This is a genomic window from Bifidobacterium sp. ESL0822, assembly GCF_052606675.1.
Genome location: NZ_CP199596.1, coordinates 1,492,684 through 1,508,483, shown reverse-complemented (window position 1 = coordinate 1,508,483; position 15,800 = coordinate 1,492,684). Strand labels below are relative to the sequence as shown.

Annotated in this window: 13 protein-coding genes and 1 tRNA gene; 9 read left to right on the top strand and 5 right to left on the bottom strand. The window is 59.5% G+C overall.

Features of this window, described 5'->3' with window-relative positions; all coding sequences use genetic code 11:
* Position 1 precedes the first annotated feature (1 nt).
* Complete coding sequence (locus tag ACUIAF_RS05920) at positions 2–2,830, bottom strand: heavy metal translocating P-type ATPase (protein WP_445338147.1); 2,829 nt, start codon at positions 2,828–2,830, stop codon at positions 2–4.
* A gap of 115 nt (positions 2,831–2,945) precedes the next feature.
* On the opposite strand from ACUIAF_RS05920, the gene ACUIAF_RS05915 reads away from it, so the two are divergent.
* Together ACUIAF_RS05915 and ACUIAF_RS05910 are read left to right on the top strand one after the other, a co-directional pair.
* Positions 2,946–3,227: a metal-sensitive transcriptional regulator gene (locus tag ACUIAF_RS05915; protein ID WP_110416674.1), complete on the top strand. Its 282-nt coding sequence runs from the start codon at positions 2,946–2,948 to the stop codon at positions 3,225–3,227.
* A gap of 169 nt (positions 3,228–3,396) precedes the next feature.
* Complete coding sequence (locus ACUIAF_RS05910; RefSeq protein WP_445338145.1) at positions 3,397–4,761, top strand: dicarboxylate/amino acid:cation symporter; 1,365 nt, start codon at positions 3,397–3,399, stop codon at positions 4,759–4,761.
* Here the strand turns inward: ACUIAF_RS05910 and ACUIAF_RS05905 are convergent.
* Genes ACUIAF_RS05905 through ACUIAF_RS05895 form a run of 3 tightly spaced genes read right to left on the bottom strand, consistent with a single transcriptional unit; the run spans position 4,758 to position 7,850 of the window.
* A complete protein-coding gene (locus ACUIAF_RS05905; protein WP_445338143.1) occupies positions 4,758–5,843 on the bottom strand; it encodes a glycoside hydrolase family 88/105 protein in 1,086 nt (361 codons plus the stop codon). The two genes, ACUIAF_RS05910 and ACUIAF_RS05905, sit on opposite strands and share 4 nt — an antisense overlap.
* Positions 5,840–6,853: a sugar kinase gene (locus ACUIAF_RS05900; protein WP_110416677.1), complete on the bottom strand. Its 1,014-nt coding sequence runs from the start codon at positions 6,851–6,853 to the stop codon at positions 5,840–5,842. Before ACUIAF_RS05900 ends, ACUIAF_RS05905 begins: the two co-directional genes overlap by 4 nt.
* A gap of 1 nt (position 6,854) precedes the next feature.
* Positions 6,855–7,850, bottom strand: coding sequence for an ROK family protein (locus ACUIAF_RS05895; RefSeq protein WP_445338141.1), 996 nt, complete (start codon positions 7,848–7,850; stop codon positions 6,855–6,857).
* A 429-nt stretch (positions 7,851–8,279) separates the two neighbouring features.
* Between ACUIAF_RS05895 and ACUIAF_RS05890 the strand changes: the two genes are divergently transcribed.
* From ACUIAF_RS05890 to ACUIAF_RS05860, 7 genes are all read left to right on the top strand, one after another.
* Positions 8,280–9,539 carry an ABC transporter substrate-binding protein gene (locus ACUIAF_RS05890; RefSeq protein ID WP_198216766.1) on the top strand — a complete coding sequence of 420 codons (1,260 nt, stop codon included), beginning with the start codon at positions 8,280–8,282 and terminating at the stop codon, positions 9,537–9,539.
* 37 nt (positions 9,540–9,576) lie between these two features.
* Complete coding sequence (locus tag ACUIAF_RS05885; protein ID WP_110416679.1) at positions 9,577–10,494, top strand: carbohydrate ABC transporter permease; 918 nt, start codon at positions 9,577–9,579, stop codon at positions 10,492–10,494.
* A 65-nt stretch (positions 10,495–10,559) separates the two neighbouring features.
* Complete coding sequence (locus ACUIAF_RS05880) at positions 10,560–11,345, top strand: carbohydrate ABC transporter permease (RefSeq protein WP_232348561.1); 786 nt, start codon at positions 10,560–10,562, stop codon at positions 11,343–11,345.
* 162 nt (positions 11,346–11,507) lie between these two features.
* On the top strand, positions 11,508–13,139 hold the full coding sequence (locus ACUIAF_RS05875) for a hypothetical protein (RefSeq protein WP_445338139.1): 1,632 nt from the start codon (positions 11,508–11,510) through the stop codon (positions 13,137–13,139).
* Between the two features lie 75 nt (positions 13,140–13,214).
* A complete protein-coding gene (locus tag ACUIAF_RS05870) occupies positions 13,215–14,051 on the top strand; it encodes a sugar phosphate isomerase/epimerase family protein (RefSeq protein ID WP_015021139.1) in 837 nt (278 codons plus the stop codon).
* A gap of 80 nt (positions 14,052–14,131) precedes the next feature.
* The gene (locus ACUIAF_RS05865) at positions 14,132–14,941 is read left to right on the top strand and encodes a gluconate 5-dehydrogenase (protein ID WP_015021140.1); all 810 of its coding nucleotides are present in this window, start codon (positions 14,132–14,134) and stop codon (positions 14,939–14,941) included.
* 59 nt (positions 14,942–15,000) lie between these two features.
* Entirely contained in the window at positions 15,001–15,639 is a 639-nt protein-coding gene (locus ACUIAF_RS05860; RefSeq protein ID WP_015021141.1) for an RpiB/LacA/LacB family sugar-phosphate isomerase, read from the top strand.
* Between the two features lie 70 nt (positions 15,640–15,709).
* Here the strand turns inward: ACUIAF_RS05860 and ACUIAF_RS05855 are convergent.
* Positions 15,710–15,792, bottom strand: a tRNA-Leu gene (locus ACUIAF_RS05855).
* Between the last annotated feature and the right edge of the window lie 8 nt (positions 15,793–15,800).

Here is a 15,800-nt window from a genome sequence, read left to right as displayed (position 1 = left end):
TCTACTTGTTGAGCACCTTCTGCGGATCGGCATCGAAGGTATCGACGCAGTTCTGCGAGCAGAAGTAGTAGGTCTTGCCCTGGTAGTCGCGCTTGGCTGCGGCCGTGCTGGGGTCGATGGACATGCCGCAGACCGGGTCGGTGACCTTGTCTGCCTGTGTCTGATTCTGCTGCATGTCGTCATGATGGTGGAAGAGTCCCATCTCATTTCCTTTCTCTTGGTTGTGTTCTTGGTTGGTGGAAATACTGAGATTCCTGGTCAGGGCATCCATGTCGATTGCCCTGGTCTCCTTGACCGGCCTTGCCTTCATGGGCGTATGCCGCAGCCGGTTGGCGTTGAGCACCACCGACAGGGAGGAGAAGGCCATGGCCGCGCCGGCGATCATGGGGTTGAGCAGGAGTCCGATGAAGGGGTAGAGCACGCCGGCGGCGATGGGGATGCCCAGGCCGTTGTACCCGAAAGCGAACCAGAGGTTCTGATGGATGTTGCGCATGGTCGCAGCAGAGAGGTCGATGGCCTTGACAGCTGCATTCAGGTCGCCCGAGACCAAGGTCACGTCGGCGGACTCGATGGCTACGTCCGTTCCGGTGCCGATGGCCATGCCCAGGTCGGCCTGGGCCAGGGCCGGGGCATCGTTGATGCCGTCGCCGATCATGGCCACCTTGTGCCCTTGGGCCTGAAGGGCCTTGACGATGCTCGCCTTGTCCTCGGGATGAATTTGCGCCACCACCCGGGTGACCCCTACCTGGCCCCCGACCTGCTCGGCGGTGCCCTGGTTGTCGCCGGTCAACATGATGGTCTGGATGCCACGCTCGTTCATGTCGTGGATGGCCTGCTTGGAGCCGGTCTTGACCTGGTCGGTCACTGCCAGGACCCCGGCAAGCCTGCCGTCGATGGCCACAAAGATGGTCGTGCGGCCCTGATCCTCCCAGCTGCGGGCGGTGTCGAAGAGGGATTGCGCGCCTGCCTGGTTCGCCGTTTCGTTCTCCAGGTCGATTCCCTTGCCTTCGAGCAGCCTGCGGTTGCCGACAAGGACGTGCGAGGTGCCCTTGCTCCCTTCGAAAGATCCTGAGGGGAAGGTCGCATCGATGCCGGCGCCGGTGACCGAGTCGAAGTCCTTGGCCGGGACCAGTTCCAGGTTGCGGTCCTTGGCGGCCTGGACGATGGCCTGGGCCAGGGGATGTTCCGAATTGCTCTCAGCGCTCGCGGCCGCCCTGATCAGCAGGTTTTCATCCAGCCCCTGCACACTCAGGGCATCGGCCAGTTCAGGCCGGCCCTGGGTGATGGTGCCGGTCTTGTCAAGGACGATGGTATCGACGTCGTGTGCTCCCTGCAGAGCCTCCGCCGACCGGTAGAGTACGCCGGCACGTGCGCCGCGTCCAGTGCCGATCGTCACGGATAGGGGAGTGGCAAGGCCCAGGGCACAGGGGCAGGCAATGACCAGGACGGAGACCGCCGCCACGATTCCGTATACGCCGCGGGGCATGGGGCCGAACATCCACCAGGCTACGAAGGTCCAGAGCGCCACCAGGATGACCCCGGGGATGAAGATTGACGATATCCGGTCGGCCAGCTTCTGGATGGGTGCCTTGGATGTCTGGGCCGTCTTGACCAGCCGGATGATCTGGGCCAGAACCGTGTCCTGTCCTACCTGGGTGGCCCTGTAGCGCAGGGAGCCTGTGCCATTGACGGTGGCTCCGACCAGGGAATCGCCCTCCTGCTTGAGGACGGGCATGGGCTCGCCGGTCACCATGGATTCGTCCACTGAGGATGATCCGGATATGACCTGGCCGTCCACTGGCAGCTTCTCGCCCGGATGGACCTGAATCACGTCTCCTACGGCTACATCGTCGACAGCGATCTCTTGGGTGGTCTCCCTGCCGTCTTGGTCGGCCCTCACCACGGTGGCGGTCTTGGGCCTCAGACCGACAAGGGCGCGGATGGCATCGCCGGTGCCGCGCCGGGCCCGTGCCTCCAGGATCTGACCGAGGATCATCAGGGTGATGATGGTGCCTACGGCCTCGTAATATGGTTCGCGGCTTCCCTCAGGCAGGAGTTGCGGGGCCACGGTGACAACCAGCGAGTAGAGGAAGGCCGTGGCAGTGCCAAGGGCAACCAGGGAGTTCATCTCCGGGGCCCGGTGTGCCAGGGCCAGCCACCCGGTGCGGTGGATGGGCCAGCCGGAATAGAACATCACCGGCAGGATCAGGACCAGCTGGACCCAGGGGTTCATCAGAATGTGGGGCATGTGCAGGAACATGCCGAACATGGCCGGAATGAAGACCGGGAGCGTGAAGACCAGGGCTATGATGAATCGCCTGGTCAGGTCGTGGATTTCCGCCGTGCGCTCTTGATCCGCCTCGTCCTGGTCGCTGCCGCCAGTGGTCTGGGTGGATTTGGCGGCCTCGGCAGGTTCGGCTTGCGAATGTTCGGGTTGTGACTCGGCACTGCCGGTCGTCGGCCCATCGGTGGCCCGGAGCATTCCGTGGAGCATGTTCATCCCGCAGGCAAAGGGGTAGTCGCCGGCCTTGGGCGGGGTCAGCTGGATGGTCGAGGTCTGGAAAGCGGGCAGGGTCTTGTCGATGTTGAAGTCGTTGAAGACCACGTGAGAGGAGCATTCCCCGCTTTCCTGGCGGTCGAAGACCAGCTTGACCGGCCGTCCTGCCTGAACCTGGATCAGTTGAGGGCTGTATCCGCCCTTGACTGTGATGTGGACGGTCTGGACGCCGCCCTCATCCTTGGCCTGGGTGGCCTTTCTGGGTGCGAAGAAGTACCAGATGATGCCCGCCGTGATGGCCAGGGCTGCAATAAGGACCAGGATGTTGCTCATGTGGCCCACTATACCCCCCAGGGGTATACTGATAGTGAATTTCGAGATGGGTTTCATGGATTCGGGTCGGTCCTGGCTCCTCCATGAAGGCCATTGACCAGGAATGGAGTGAATCTTGCCCGGATATGCCAACGATAAAAAGCGGACCATCACCAGACTCCGGCGTGTCGAGGGCCAGGTCAGAGCCATTGAGCAGATGGTAGAGTCAGACACCTACTGCATCGACATCCTCACCCAGATTGCCGCCTCGACCAGCGCCCTGAAGTCGGTGGCCCTGACCCTGCTGGACGACCACATGAACCACTGCGTCCGCGAGGCTGCCGAAAAAGGAGGCGAGGAGGCCGACGAGAAGATGGAGGAGGCTTCCGAGGCCATCGCCCGCCTGGTCCGCTCCTAGCCCCCCCCCCCCCGTCAGCCAGGCCTAATCCGCCCGGGAATAGCAGTCCATAAGCAACGGGTATAGGCATTCTTCCGGGAATGGTTGGACTTCCGCTTTTCTCCTGTTAGATTGAACCCCAACCCCGGGCTGTTCGGTCCTGGGAAAGAGAGGTTGAAGGGGAGAGGCAATGTCGAAAACGAGTTGGGATTGGGCGGCCCTGATAGTGGTCGTCATTCTCTTTGCAGTGCTGGCCCTGCTGAGCAGGAAGACCAAGGTCAACTTCAGTTGGCGGGTCATCATAGCGACGGTGTTGGGAATCCTGGTGGGTGTAGGCTTCTCCGGCCACACGGCCTATGTAGGAGCATTCGGCAACGTCTGGTCCGAGGTCATCTCGGCCCTCGTAGTGCCGCTGCTGCTTTTCAGCATCATCGCCAGCATCAGCCGTATCGGCGGGTCTGGCCGGTTGAAGAGCATCAGTGTGAAGACCATTGTTCTTCTCCTGGTCAATACCTTCACAGCCGCCGTGATTGCCCTGGTTCTAGGGCTGCTTTTCCAGGTCGGCAAGGGGTTCAACCAGGCCCTGCCCAAGGGGGCCAAACCTCGCCAGGTGCCAGGGGTACTCGATACTCTGGTCGGTCTCTTCCCATCGAATCTGGCGGACAATTGGGCTCACAACCAGGTCATTCCCGTAGTGATCTTCGCCATCCTCTTGGCGGTCTCTCTTAACAAGGCCGCATCGACACCGCGCGGCGAACAGAGCGTGGCCCCCTTCAAGGCTTTCGTGGAAGCCGGCAATGTGGTCCTGTCAAAGGCCACCCAAATCGTGGTTGGCTTCACCCCCTATGCGGTTCTGTCCCTGATTGCAGCCGCCATCGGTCGTAGCAACCTGAAGAGCCTTCTGCCCCTGTTGGCAGTTCTCTTGGTGGCATACCTGGGTCTGGCCATTCAGCTCTTCCTGGTCCAACCCCTGATCCTGGCCCTGGTCGGTAGGGTCAATCCTCTACCCTTCTTCCGCTCCCTTTGGCCGGCGGGCGTGGTGGCCTTCACCTCGGAGAGCAGCATCGGCACCATTCCTGTCACAGTCCGTCAGCTGCGCTCTGCCGGCGTTCCCGAAGAGACGGCTTCCTTCGTGGCTAGTCTGGGAGCCAATCTGGGCATGCCCGGATGCGCCGGGCTCTGGCCCGTTCTCCTGGCGGTCTTCGCCATCAACGCCCAGGGGATTCCTTACTCTCCCTTGCGCTTCGCCCTCCTGATCGTCTTTGCCTTGGTGGTTTCCGTGGGGACGGTGGGTGTGCCCGGCACAGCCACAATCACCGCCACCTCCCTATTCACGGCGGCTGGCCTGCCCGTACCATTCATCGCTATCATGCAGCCTATTTCCCAGCTGGTTGATATGGGCCGCACGTTGGTGAACGTGGCTGGTGCAGCCAATACGGCAGTCATCGTGGCCAGGACCGAGAACGAGCTTGACCTGGATCTTTACAAGGGCCGCAAGGTCTTCGACGACCAGGACATTGAAGCGGACGAGGAGATACAACAGTCAGGGGACTAGGCCCTGACGCGTTCCATTCCTGCGCACATGAGCAGGAAGGCGCCCACCCCGTGCATGTCGTTGATGCTGGTGGGTCGCCGGCAGTATTCCTCATAGCTCCCGGGGCCGGTTCCTACACAGATGTCGCCGATGAGGAGGTCATCTCCCTGCCGCTCAAGGCTCTTTATGACCCCCTCATACCCCTTGTTGGCCGCTTCCAGGTAGGCCTTGTCCAGAATGCCTTGGTCTACGGCCTTGCAGATGGCGGCCACGAAGAGACAGGTGCAAGAGTTCTCAGGCCAGTTGCCCTCCTGACCGACCTTGTCGAGAACCTGCCACCAGCGGCCGTCGGGGCCCTGATAGCGGCAGACGGCGGTCAGCAGGTCGCGGACCAGGTTTCGCAGATCCTCGCGGCCCGGGTGGTCCTGTGGAATCTGGTCGAGCTCATCTACAATGGCTACGGGCACCCAGCCGACAGATCGACCCCAGTATTCAGGCGAGAGACCAGTCTTCGGATCCGCCCACTGGGCTTGGCGAGAAGGATCGTAGGCATGCCGCCAGAGCCCGGTCTCGGGTATGCGCGTCTTCTTCTGCATGAGCAGGGCCTGCCTGATGGCCTCGTCCATCAGTGCCGGGTCCCCAAAGCGGCGACCGTATTCCGTCATGAAGGGTCCGCCCATGTAGAGGCCATCCAACCACATCTGTCCAGCCGCCCGCTGCTGGTGCCAGAAACCGCCTTCGTCGTTTTTGGGGTAGAGCCGCAGCTCTCCGGCCAGCTGGTCCAGGGCATTCCGGTATCGGGGATCCCCGGTTCGCTCCTCCAAGGGGAAAAGCAGAATGCCCGGTTGAATGTCGTCAAGGCAGATCTGGTCTTGGTTGAGTACGTGTCCGCGCTCGTCAACATTGGCATCCACCCATTCCTGCAGATAGGCCATGTCGTCCTCACGGCCATTGAGCAGAAATGTCTGGTAAACGCCCGACAGGAAGACCCCTTGGTGATAATGGAAGTGATTACGGGGCGGCAGATCGCTTCCTTTGGGGAATTTACGCCGCATGGTGTCCACGGCCGCCTGGGCGTACTGCGCTGGTGATGATGGTTTCATGATTCAGTCCCCTTTTTGTTAATCGGCATGATAATTGTCTCATCTGTTGAGGTCGTTTGACCAGTATCGCTCTGTAGCTTTGAAGCCAGCGCCAGAGCTCCGGTGACGGGCGGGTCCTCCAACAGGCGGAGGCCGACAGGGCCGCCTGTCAATGAGGCAAGGACCCCGCTCAGCCTGTGGGCCATGATCGGTTGGTGGGTGATGACTCCGCCAGCAGCCACCACTTGGCGCCCGCAGGCCCCGGCATGAATGACTGCTTTCACGGCCAGGCCGATGCGGGTCACAGCCTGGTCCAATATTTCGTCGGCGATGGCCGAGCCTTTCTGCAGAGACCGGAAAAAGAGCGGAGCCAGACGCCCCCAGGCCTGTTCGTCTGCGGATGATCCGAAAGCCAGGGCTAACTGGTTGATGTCCCGCACGGTGAAGTGCTCCAGCAGATCCTGTGTCAGAGGATCTTCCATGACTGCCTCCGTTCCCGCGACGACGCCGCGGTTCAGTATTTCCCTGACTGCTTCCCGGACCAAGGCAGGGGCACTGCCGTAGTCGCCCAGAAGCCAACCGTATCCGTATCCGTCGGCTCGCACCAGATTGCCGGAGGTATCCCGACCGACAACGACCATGCCGGTGCCTACCACCAGATTCAACGCCTGCCTGATGCCCGCCGTCGGCCCCAGCAGCTCGGCGTCGTTGACCACGCGGATTCGCCATCCGGGCAGTTGTTCGGTCAATGCCGTCGTGGCCAGGTTCAGCTGCTGGGGTGTATCGGCCCCATGCAGCCCCAGACATAGCACAGCCGGCCCAGGTCGGCGTTTGGCCGCCTGTGCCTGTACCAGCTCGGCCAGTCGGCTCATATCGTGTGGAAGTACGGTGTCGCTGTTCCTCCGCCATGAGTCCGAAGCCAAGGTCAGGCTTTGGCGATGTCTTGAAAAAAGCGTATCGATGCGGGTCTTGGTTCCGCCTACGTCCACGCCGACCACAGGTAGGGGATTCCCCTGCCGCCTGCTGTCCATGCTAGACATTGAAGGCCGCCGTCCTGACCTGCTGGCTGATCAGCTCTCCCACGCCAATCAGGGGAGCTTTCCTGCCCAGCTGGGTTGCTGCGAGATCCGGCATGTGGGGGATGCGTCCGATCAGGCGCCGTCGGATGCCCTCCCGGATTCGCTGCCCTGGCAAGGTTGGAGCGATGTCCAGGACGATGATTTCAGGGTCGGCCACCAGGCAGATATCCCCGATGGACAGACTGATCAAATCGATCAGGGTTTCCTCGCTTCGTTTGCTCGGTTGGTCCTCGACGGCGCTGATCTGGGAGATCTGCCATTCCAGATCGCCGCCGTATGTGTAGTACTTGTCCAGCGATTCCCGACTGGTCAGCGTGTAGCCCATCTCGCCGGCCATGCCATGGCTCCCCCGTAGGATGCAGCCGTCCACGACAATGCCGGCACCTACGCCGAAATGGCGGATGGTGTAGCCGACCACCGGGTTATGGTTTTTCCCTGCTCCTGCCAGGACTTCTCCATATGCATAGGCATTGGCGTTGTTTTCTATCAGAACAGGGCCTTTGTCGGCCGTACGCAGGATGTCGCCCAGGGGTACTTCATTCCAGCCCAATTCACTGGCGGCCGTAACCATGCCGTCGTTCTGGACGATGCCGGGCACGGCTACGCCTATACCGGTGCAGGGAATGGACCGATCTGCGGCCCAGCGATCCAGGAGCCGGGCCATGGCGGTAATGGCGCGTATGCGGCTACCGGTGCCCCCTTTATCGTCCTCTGGCGGTTGAGGCATGTGCTCCTCGTGCAGGATCCGGTCATTCAGGCTGACCACGGCTCCATCAATGGCTGTTCCTCTGACATTGACGACCAGAACGGCGTGGAAGCTCGGATTCAGATGCAGCAGGCGAACCGGCCGGCCTCGGCCATCGCGGTTCTTCGCGCTCTCCTGGATAATGCCTTCCTTCCGAAGCTGGGTGCAAAGTCGGTGGACAGTTGGCAGCGGGATCCCTGTCAACTCAGCGATTTGGGCCCGAGAAAGGCTATCGGTATGGCATAGGGTGTCTAGAATAACGCTCCTATTGGTTGTGACAACCCGATCTCTGTTCCCATGGAGGGCCATGTTCGCTCCTGCGGTCCGTCTGCCCATGTTTTTCCTGTCTCTCATATCGATGTGGTCGGTCTTTCTTTCCGCAAAGAGACCGATTGCCTGCTTGCCTTTCCGACATTCATTCTTATAATGATAGTAAATAGTAGTTCAGATTAAGATATTCCTGATGATTCACAGGTGGAGATGCCTGATTCATTGCGATTCCGAAAGTGCATTAATACAATAACCAACAGGAGTTTCACTATTTTGTTCACAGACTTTCGTTATCTATGCTAGTATTATTCTCAAGTTGATATCTCACGTGGACGTGAGATCGGACTCACAAAGGAGTGTCGTATGCCAAGGATAATTCGCCGATTCCTAGCCGCGGGAGTGGCGGTGGTCTCTATCTTCGCCCTGACCGCTTGCGGTGGCGGGTCCAAGGGAAATTCTGGGGCAGATGCCAAGGAGATCACCCTGACCTATTCGGATGATCAGAACAACGCCTACAAGACCATGGCCCAGAAGTACACCAAGGACACCGGGGTCAAGGTCAATATCATGGAGGTGCCCTATGCGGATCTCGGCACCAAAATCGCCAATGCCGCCAAGGCCGATGACCTTCCCGACGTGGCGCGTGTCCCCCAGATCAACCCCGTTTGGTCCGATCAGTTGGAGGATCTGACCAATATAGCCGATAATCATAATGCCATGAAAAGCCTTCTGCGCAAGTCTCCGGACGGCAAGATACTCACCATTGCCTCTGATTTGACAGCTGTGGGCCTCTTCCTCAATACCTCGCTGTTCGACAAGGCTGGTGTCTCCTATCCGGATCCCGACGGATCCTGGACCTGGGAGGAATTCATAGCCGCCTTGAAAAAGGTGCAAGCGGCTACTGGAGCCAAGTATGGCCTGGTCATGGATGCCTCCAGTCACCGTGAACGCTCTTTCCTCTATCAGTTCGGATCCAAGGGCGTCCGCAAGCATGCGGATGGATCCTGGGGTCTGGATGACAAGGCCAAGACGGCCCTTGAGTTCCTCAAGAGCATCGATGACGACAAGATCATGCCCAAGTCGGTCTGGGCTTCCAATGAGGATCCCTCGGCTCTGTTCAAGTCGGGACAGGTGGCCGCCTACTATTCGGGCAACTGGCAGATCGCTGATTTCAACACATCCATCACCTCGTTCACCTGGAAGAGTGTCATCATGCCTGCCTCGCCCACCAAGGCCACCAATGTGGGAACCAATTACATGGTCGCCCTGAGTCCTGCGGGCAAAAAGTTCCTCGACTGGTTCTACAGCAAGAAGAACTACACTGCCTTCTGCGAGCAGGGCAACTATCTACCCGCCCTCAACGACATCACGCCTAAGTATGCCAACCACAACGAGGACATGGAACTCTACCAGAAGATCATTCGTGAATCCGATCAGGATGTGCTTTCCCGCCAGGTCATGACCCAGCTGGAGCTTGCACTGAAGGGCGCTGTTCTGCCGAGCCAGGACCCCATGAAGGACGAGACGATCAAGTACCTGTCTGACGAGCAGGATGTAGACACGACCGTGGCTAATATGAACCGCCTGTTCACCAAGTCCTACACCGTCGACAACAAACAGTGAATCCACTGGTTCGGCAAAGACTATGGAGGTGAGGTCTATGGTGAGGTCCCATGGAAGAGCGGGTGAGGGCGGTAAAGCGCCCAGGAGAATGAAAAAGCCGCTGGCAGCGCCCTTGTTTTTGATTCTGCCCGCTGTGGTGCTCTATGTGATTTTCTTCATCTGGCCTGCAGCAATCGGACTCTTTTATTCCTTCACCAACTACAAGGGCCTGTCCAAGTACCGGATGGTGGGCCTGTCCAACTACACCACGCTGCTGGCCGACCATGACTTCTGGTCCTCACTATTGCGCACTTTTGAGTACATCCTGTGCTCGGTGCCTCTGAACGTCTGCCTGTCCCTGCTGGCGGCGGTTCTGGTGACCAATCGGAAGGCAGTCGGCCGGACCCTGGCCCGCACCCTCTTCTTCATCCCCTGGCTGGTCTCTCCCATCATCACCGGTCTGATCTGGCGATGGATGTTCGGCGAGGGCTTCGGCATCGTCAATCAGGTCATCCAGGGGCTGGGCGGACACCCCATGCGTTGGGCAACCGATGCCAACCTCTCCTTCCTGGTGCTTATCCTTGCCGGCGTCTGGGCCGGAATGGCTTTCAATATGCTGCTGTTCATCACCGCCCTGGAGAATGTGCAGACCTCCCTCTATGAGGCGGCCTCACTGGACGGGGCCAACATCTGGCAGAAGTTCGTGCATATCACATTGCCCGGCATCGCTCCGACCACCTTCATGGTCGTCCTGTTGGGCACTATCGGAGGCATCAAGGAGTTCGCCATGGTCCAGGCCCTGAACGGGGGCGGACCAGGCACGTCCAATCGACTGGTGGTCCAGTACATCTACGAGACAGGTTTCTCCAACTCCCGCATCGGCTACGCCTCGGCAGCCTCCATGGTTCTGCTGGTCATTCTGGTTGCGGTATCGCTGCTGCAGATGCGCCTGAACAAGAAAACAGGGGGTCGCTAGATATGCATGCTGTATCTGTGAGAACGTGGTGGCAACGGGTCAAGACAGACGCACCCTCCACCATAATGATGTGGTTCCTGGTCATCTGCTTCGCCTTCCCGGTATTCTGGCTGATTCTGTCCTCCTTCAAGGGGCCGGATGAGCTTTTCGCCGTGCCCATGAGCTTCCTTCCCCGCCGATGGACCACTGCGGGCTACGCGGCGGCCTGGAGCAGGATCGACTTCGCCCGTTACTTCGGCAATACGGCAATAGTTGCCATCATCACCACCGTGCTGACCGTGATCGTGAGCTCCATGACCGGGTATGCACTGGCCAAATATGACTACTGGTGGACCAGGCTCTTCTTCATCGGCATACTGCTGACGACCATGCTGCCCACTGAGGTCATAATGTCGCCCTCCTTCATTGTCGTGCGCGACATCGGCTTGTACAACACCCTGGCCGGTATAATCGTTCCCTCGATCATCACCGCCACCGGCATCTTCATGTTCCGCCAGTACTACCTGACGGTCCCTGATGAGATGATGCAGGCGGCCCGTGTGGACGGATGCTCCGAACTGCAGATCTTCCTGCGCATCATGTTGCCCATCGCCAAGCCCTGCATTGTGACCCTGGCCATTTTCTCCTTCCAGTGGCGTTGGAACGACTATATCTGGCCATTGCTGATTCTCAATGACTCTAAACGGTTCACTCTGCAGGTGGCACTGCGGACGCTGGTTGGTGCGGAGAAGATCGACTGGGCCATCCTGCTGCCGGCATCTGTCATCTCCATGATTCCGCTGGTCCTGATTTTCATGTTCTGCCAAAAGTACATCGTTGGTTCGGATGTCGATGCAGCCTTCAAGGGCTGAGCCATGTCCGGACGGACATTCCATGGAGGAAAGGCCTATGTGATGTCAGATATGTCCTACACCCAAATCCTGAGCAGTAGCTCGCTGCGATTCGTTCGCACACGCTTGCAGGCTCTGGATAGGGATTCTGATTTGCTGGCTGGTTTGTCGCACCGTGCGACGATGGAGCTGATCAAGGCCGTGGTTGCTGTGTCCGCCATATGCCCCTCCGATCAGACGGTGGACTTGGTCGACAGGCTCCCGGCCCTGCTGGAGCACTTGGCCGACTTGCAGTTGGAGGAGGGGCTCTTCTCTGGAGGGGATAATCTGGTTTCTCCTCCCGATAGCGCCTTCACCATCAATGATCTGTGCCTGACCTTGGAGTTGATGCAGGTCCAGGACTGCCCCCAGTCCGTGATCCAGGCCGTGCGTGAACCCCTCTTTGAGATAGCTCGCCGTGCCGCCCCGGCCATGTTGCAGGGGGGCGTGCATACTCCCAACCACCGATGGGAGATAGCCAGCGCCCTGGTTGGGCTCAACCTCTTCCTGGGTGGGAGCGAACTGCGTTCCCGTGCTGAGGCCTGGCTGGCCGAAGGCATCGATATTCAGCCCGATGGTCTCTATTCGGAGCGCAGCCCCAACTACGCAGCCTATGTGACCAACCCATGTCTGATTGCCATGTCGCGCAGGACCGGACATACCCAATACCTGGACCTGGTCGAGAGGAACCTGCGCGCCCAGGTTGCTCTGATGCGACCAGACGGAATGATGGAGACCGTTCAATCGCGTCGTCAGGACCAGAACCGGCCATTCGACCCCGAGCCCTTCCTTTCGCAGGCCCGGCTGTTGGCTGTGGTCAAGGGCGACCCGCGGGTGGTTCGCTGGGCCTCGTGGCTTTCCCGGCGCCGTCTGGCTGATCCGGCTCGACATCTGGCTGAGCTTCTGGTGGATCCGCGCCTGGCTGGGCCTCTGCCCCAGGTCGATGGGGCCGAGGACCGCGATGATCGGGTTCAGGAGTATCAACAGTCCGGGCTGACCAGGGTCCTGCTGTCCGGAGATTCATGGGCTCAATCGAGCATGACAGCCTCCATTTATGCCGGATCGGACTTTCCCGATACTGGTCGGGTGGCCTCGGGGCTGGCCAACAACTCCACGATTGTCGATTTCTCAACGCCTGGGCTGACTCTGGAGACACTGAGAATATCCCCGGAGTTCTTCGGCCTGGGTCCGTTGCGCCCCTGCCACTGCGTCAGGCAGGGCAACAGGCTGGCCTGGGTCATGCGCGATATGCGTACCAGCGGCTATTACCAGCCGCTTGATCAGAGATTCTGCCGAAACGATGCTGCATACCGGTTAACCGACGAAGGAAGGTTCTTCGCCTGCATGGACTTCGATCGGCGCCAACGGGACGATCTGACTCTGTCTACGCGGATCGAAGTCGAGATGTACCCGGATGGATTCAATCTGCGCGCCCGCTTTCAAGGTCCCGTCACTACCTATACGTGCCTGTTGGCTCTGCAGGGGGACCAGATGGGGATTCGTGCCGGAGCCAGGGCCGATGGCAATGGAGTTTGGAGGATTTCCGAGGCACAGCCGGCGGAGATCGTAGCCGGGGCCGAGGATGATCGCACCTGTTTGCGCCTGAGCATTCAGGGTCGACCGTCTGAGCATCCCATGGCATACGATCCCGGGGAATGTTATACCTACCCGGGAGGCGACGATGCAGTGGCTGGCCAGAAATTGATTTACTCGGGGTCGACCGCCGGAGATCTGGTTCTTTCGGCTCGCTGGCAACGGAGTATGGCAAGAGCATGAAACAAAGTCAAACCCTGCAGACATTGCTATTACAGTTGACCAATCAATCGGAGATGGTGAGGAGGAAGCCCAAGGATGATTACCGTTGCAGTGAGGGGGCATGACGTTCCCGGGGTCGATGACTTCGAATCCCTGGGCGCCCGACTGGAGGGGTATGGGGTCCATGCGGTCCAGCTGTCTCTGGCTCGGCAGTTCCCCGATCTGGCTTCGGTGGACCGAATCAATCCCGGCATTGGTCAGACCTGTCGTCGTCAGTTGGGGGCGCACGGGGTCGATGTGGCTGTACTGGGGTGTTATATCAACATGATCCATCCCGACCCGGTGCGTCGGGAGGCCTTGCTGCGGCAATTCGAGGCGCATCTGCGCTTCGCGCGCTGCTTCGGCGCGCCGATGGTGGCCAGCGAGACAGGTTCGGTTCTTCCCGAGCCTACAAGTCGCACCGAGGCCAACTTCACTGAGGAAGCCTACCGGCAGGCCCGCGCATCCATATCACGGCTTGTGGCCTACGGGGAGCGTATGGGAACCATGGTCGGCATCGAGCCGGGCATCAACCATCCCATCTGTTCGGTGGCGCGCACTCGGCGGCTGCTGGATGAGATCGATTCGCCCTACCTGGGCGTGGTCTTCGATCCGACTTCCCTGATTTTTGCCGGCAATGCCGGGGAACAAATGGACTTGGCCCGGGCCGGGTTTGATGCCTTTGCTGACAGGATCCTGGCCGTTCATGTACGGGACTATCGAATCGTACCCGGCAAGGAACAGGTCCAACCCTGCGACAATGGCGAGGGGATTATGGACGTTCCCGCCGTTCTGGATCTTGTCAAGGCCTATAGGCCCATGTCGGCTGTGGTCTTCGAGGAGACCAAGGGGCCGGCCATCGCCCGCGTAGTGGAAAGATATGCCAATTATTGAATTGACGTATATTCGCGTCCGCGGAGCAGAGGAAAACGGTTGGGTGCCTTGGACCCCGACCAATTCGTAAGGAGGTTATCATGACAGGGTTTTCCATGGACCAGTTTTCACTTAAAGGTAAGGTAGCGCTGGTCACCGGGGCCGTCTACGGCATTGGATTCGCCATTGCTTCGGCCTTGCATGAGGCAGGCGCCACCATCGTCTTCAACGCCTCCAATCCCAAATCGGTGGATCGTGGATTGGCCGCTTATCGGGAAGCCGGGATTCCGGTGCATGGCTACGTCTGCGATGTCACGGATGAGCAGGCTGTGGCGGCCATGGTGGAGCGCATCGGCAAGGAGGTGGGTACCGTAGACATCCTGGTCAATAACGCAGGCGTCATCAAGCGCATTCCCATGCTTGACATGAGCGCCGCCGATTTCCGCAAGGTGGTGGACGTGGATCTGAATGGCCCCTTCATCGTCTCCAAAGCTGTGCTGCCGGGCATGATTGCCAAGGGCGCAGGGAAGATCATCAACATCTGCTCCATGATGAGCGAGCTCGGAAGGGAAACAGTATCCGCCTATGCGGCAGCCAAGGGCGGTTTGAAGATGCTGACCCGAAACATCTGCGCCGAGTATGGGCACGCCAACATCCAGTGCAATGCCATTGGCCCAGGCTACATCGCCACACCACAGACGGCTCCCCTGCGCGAGCGCCAGCCTGATGGATCCCGGCACCCATTCGATCGGTTCATCATCTCCAAGACCCCGGCTGCCCGCTGGGGTTCGACCGCAGACCTACAAGGGCCTGCAGTCTTCCTGGCTTCCCCGGCATCCGACTTCGTCAACGGTCAGGTGCTGTATGTGGATGGGGGCATCCTGGCTTATATCGGCAAGCAGCCGGAGTGAACTGCGGTGCCAGAATCCCACTATATTGACAATCTATCAGCAAAGGAGAATGCACGATCATGAAAGTGGCATTAATCAACGAAAATTCTCAGGCCGCCAAGAATCAGATTATTTTTGAGACCTTGAAGAAGGTCTGCGACAGCAAGGGATATCAGACTTTCAACTACGGTATGTACGGCAAGCAGGGGGAGAGCCAGCTGACCTATGTGCAGAATGGGCTATTGGCATCCATTCTGCTCAACGCTGGGGCAGTCGACTTCGTAATCACCGGCTGCGGCACAGGTCAAGGGGCCATGACCGCCCTGAACAGCTTCCCTGGGATTGTCTGCGGTCTGGCGGAGGAGCCCACTGACGCCTATCTGTTCAGCCAGATCAACGGAGGCAACGCCCTGTCGATTCCCTTCGCCAAGGGTTTTGGCTGGGGCGGTGAGCTCAATCTGGAGCTGATCTTCGAGCGGCTCTTCGCAGAGCCTATGGGGGGCGGCTATCCCAAGGAGCGGGCTGTGCCGGAGCGTTGCAATGCCGGTATCCTGCAGAAGGTCAAGGCTCAAGTCTATCGCCCTCTCACCGAAGTGCTGGATAGGCTGGATCCTGATTTCGTCAAGGAAACCATAGCAGGCGAACACTTTGCGGAATACTTCATGGCCAACGCCCAGGATGGGCCAATCAAAGACCGCATCGCTGCCCTGCTGGCCTGAACGGCTAAAGACAGGTCAGAAAATATAAATGAGGCGCCGGAGATTCCGGCGCCTCATTTATATCTACAAGTGCGAACGGAGGGAGTTGAACCCTCACGAGCATCAGCTCACTGCCACCTGAAGACAGCGCGTCTACCATTCCGCCACGTTCGCAGACAACT

Coding starts and splice junctions, on each gene's coding strand:
- ACUIAF_RS05875 (WP_445338139.1), top strand. CDS start 11,508: ATGGAGCTGATCAAGGCCGTGGTTGCTGTGTCCGCCATATGCCCCTCC.
- ACUIAF_RS05905 (WP_445338143.1), bottom strand. CDS start 5,843: ATGAAACCATCATCACCAGCGCAGTACGCCCAGGCGGCCGTGGACACC.
- ACUIAF_RS05890 (WP_198216766.1), top strand. CDS start 8,280: ATGCCAAGGATAATTCGCCGATTCCTAGCCGCGGGAGTGGCGGTGGTC.
- ACUIAF_RS05865 (WP_015021140.1), top strand. CDS start 14,132: ATGACAGGGTTTTCCATGGACCAGTTTTCACTTAAAGGTAAGGTAGCG.
- ACUIAF_RS05920 (WP_445338147.1), bottom strand. CDS start 2,830: ATGAGCAACATCCTGGTCCTTATTGCAGCCCTGGCCATCACGGCGGGC.
- ACUIAF_RS05885 (WP_110416679.1), top strand. CDS start 9,577: ATGGTGAGGTCCCATGGAAGAGCGGGTGAGGGCGGTAAAGCGCCCAGG.
- ACUIAF_RS05900 (WP_110416677.1), bottom strand. CDS start 6,853: ATGGACAGCAGGCGGCAGGGGAATCCCCTACCTGTGGTCGGCGTGGAC.
- ACUIAF_RS05910 (WP_445338145.1), top strand. CDS start 3,397: ATGTCGAAAACGAGTTGGGATTGGGCGGCCCTGATAGTGGTCGTCATT.
- ACUIAF_RS05860 (WP_015021141.1), top strand. CDS start 15,001: ATGAAAGTGGCATTAATCAACGAAAATTCTCAGGCCGCCAAGAATCAG.
- ACUIAF_RS05870 (WP_015021139.1), top strand. CDS start 13,215: ATGATTACCGTTGCAGTGAGGGGGCATGACGTTCCCGGGGTCGATGAC.
- ACUIAF_RS05880 (WP_232348561.1), top strand. CDS start 10,560: ATGATGTGGTTCCTGGTCATCTGCTTCGCCTTCCCGGTATTCTGGCTG.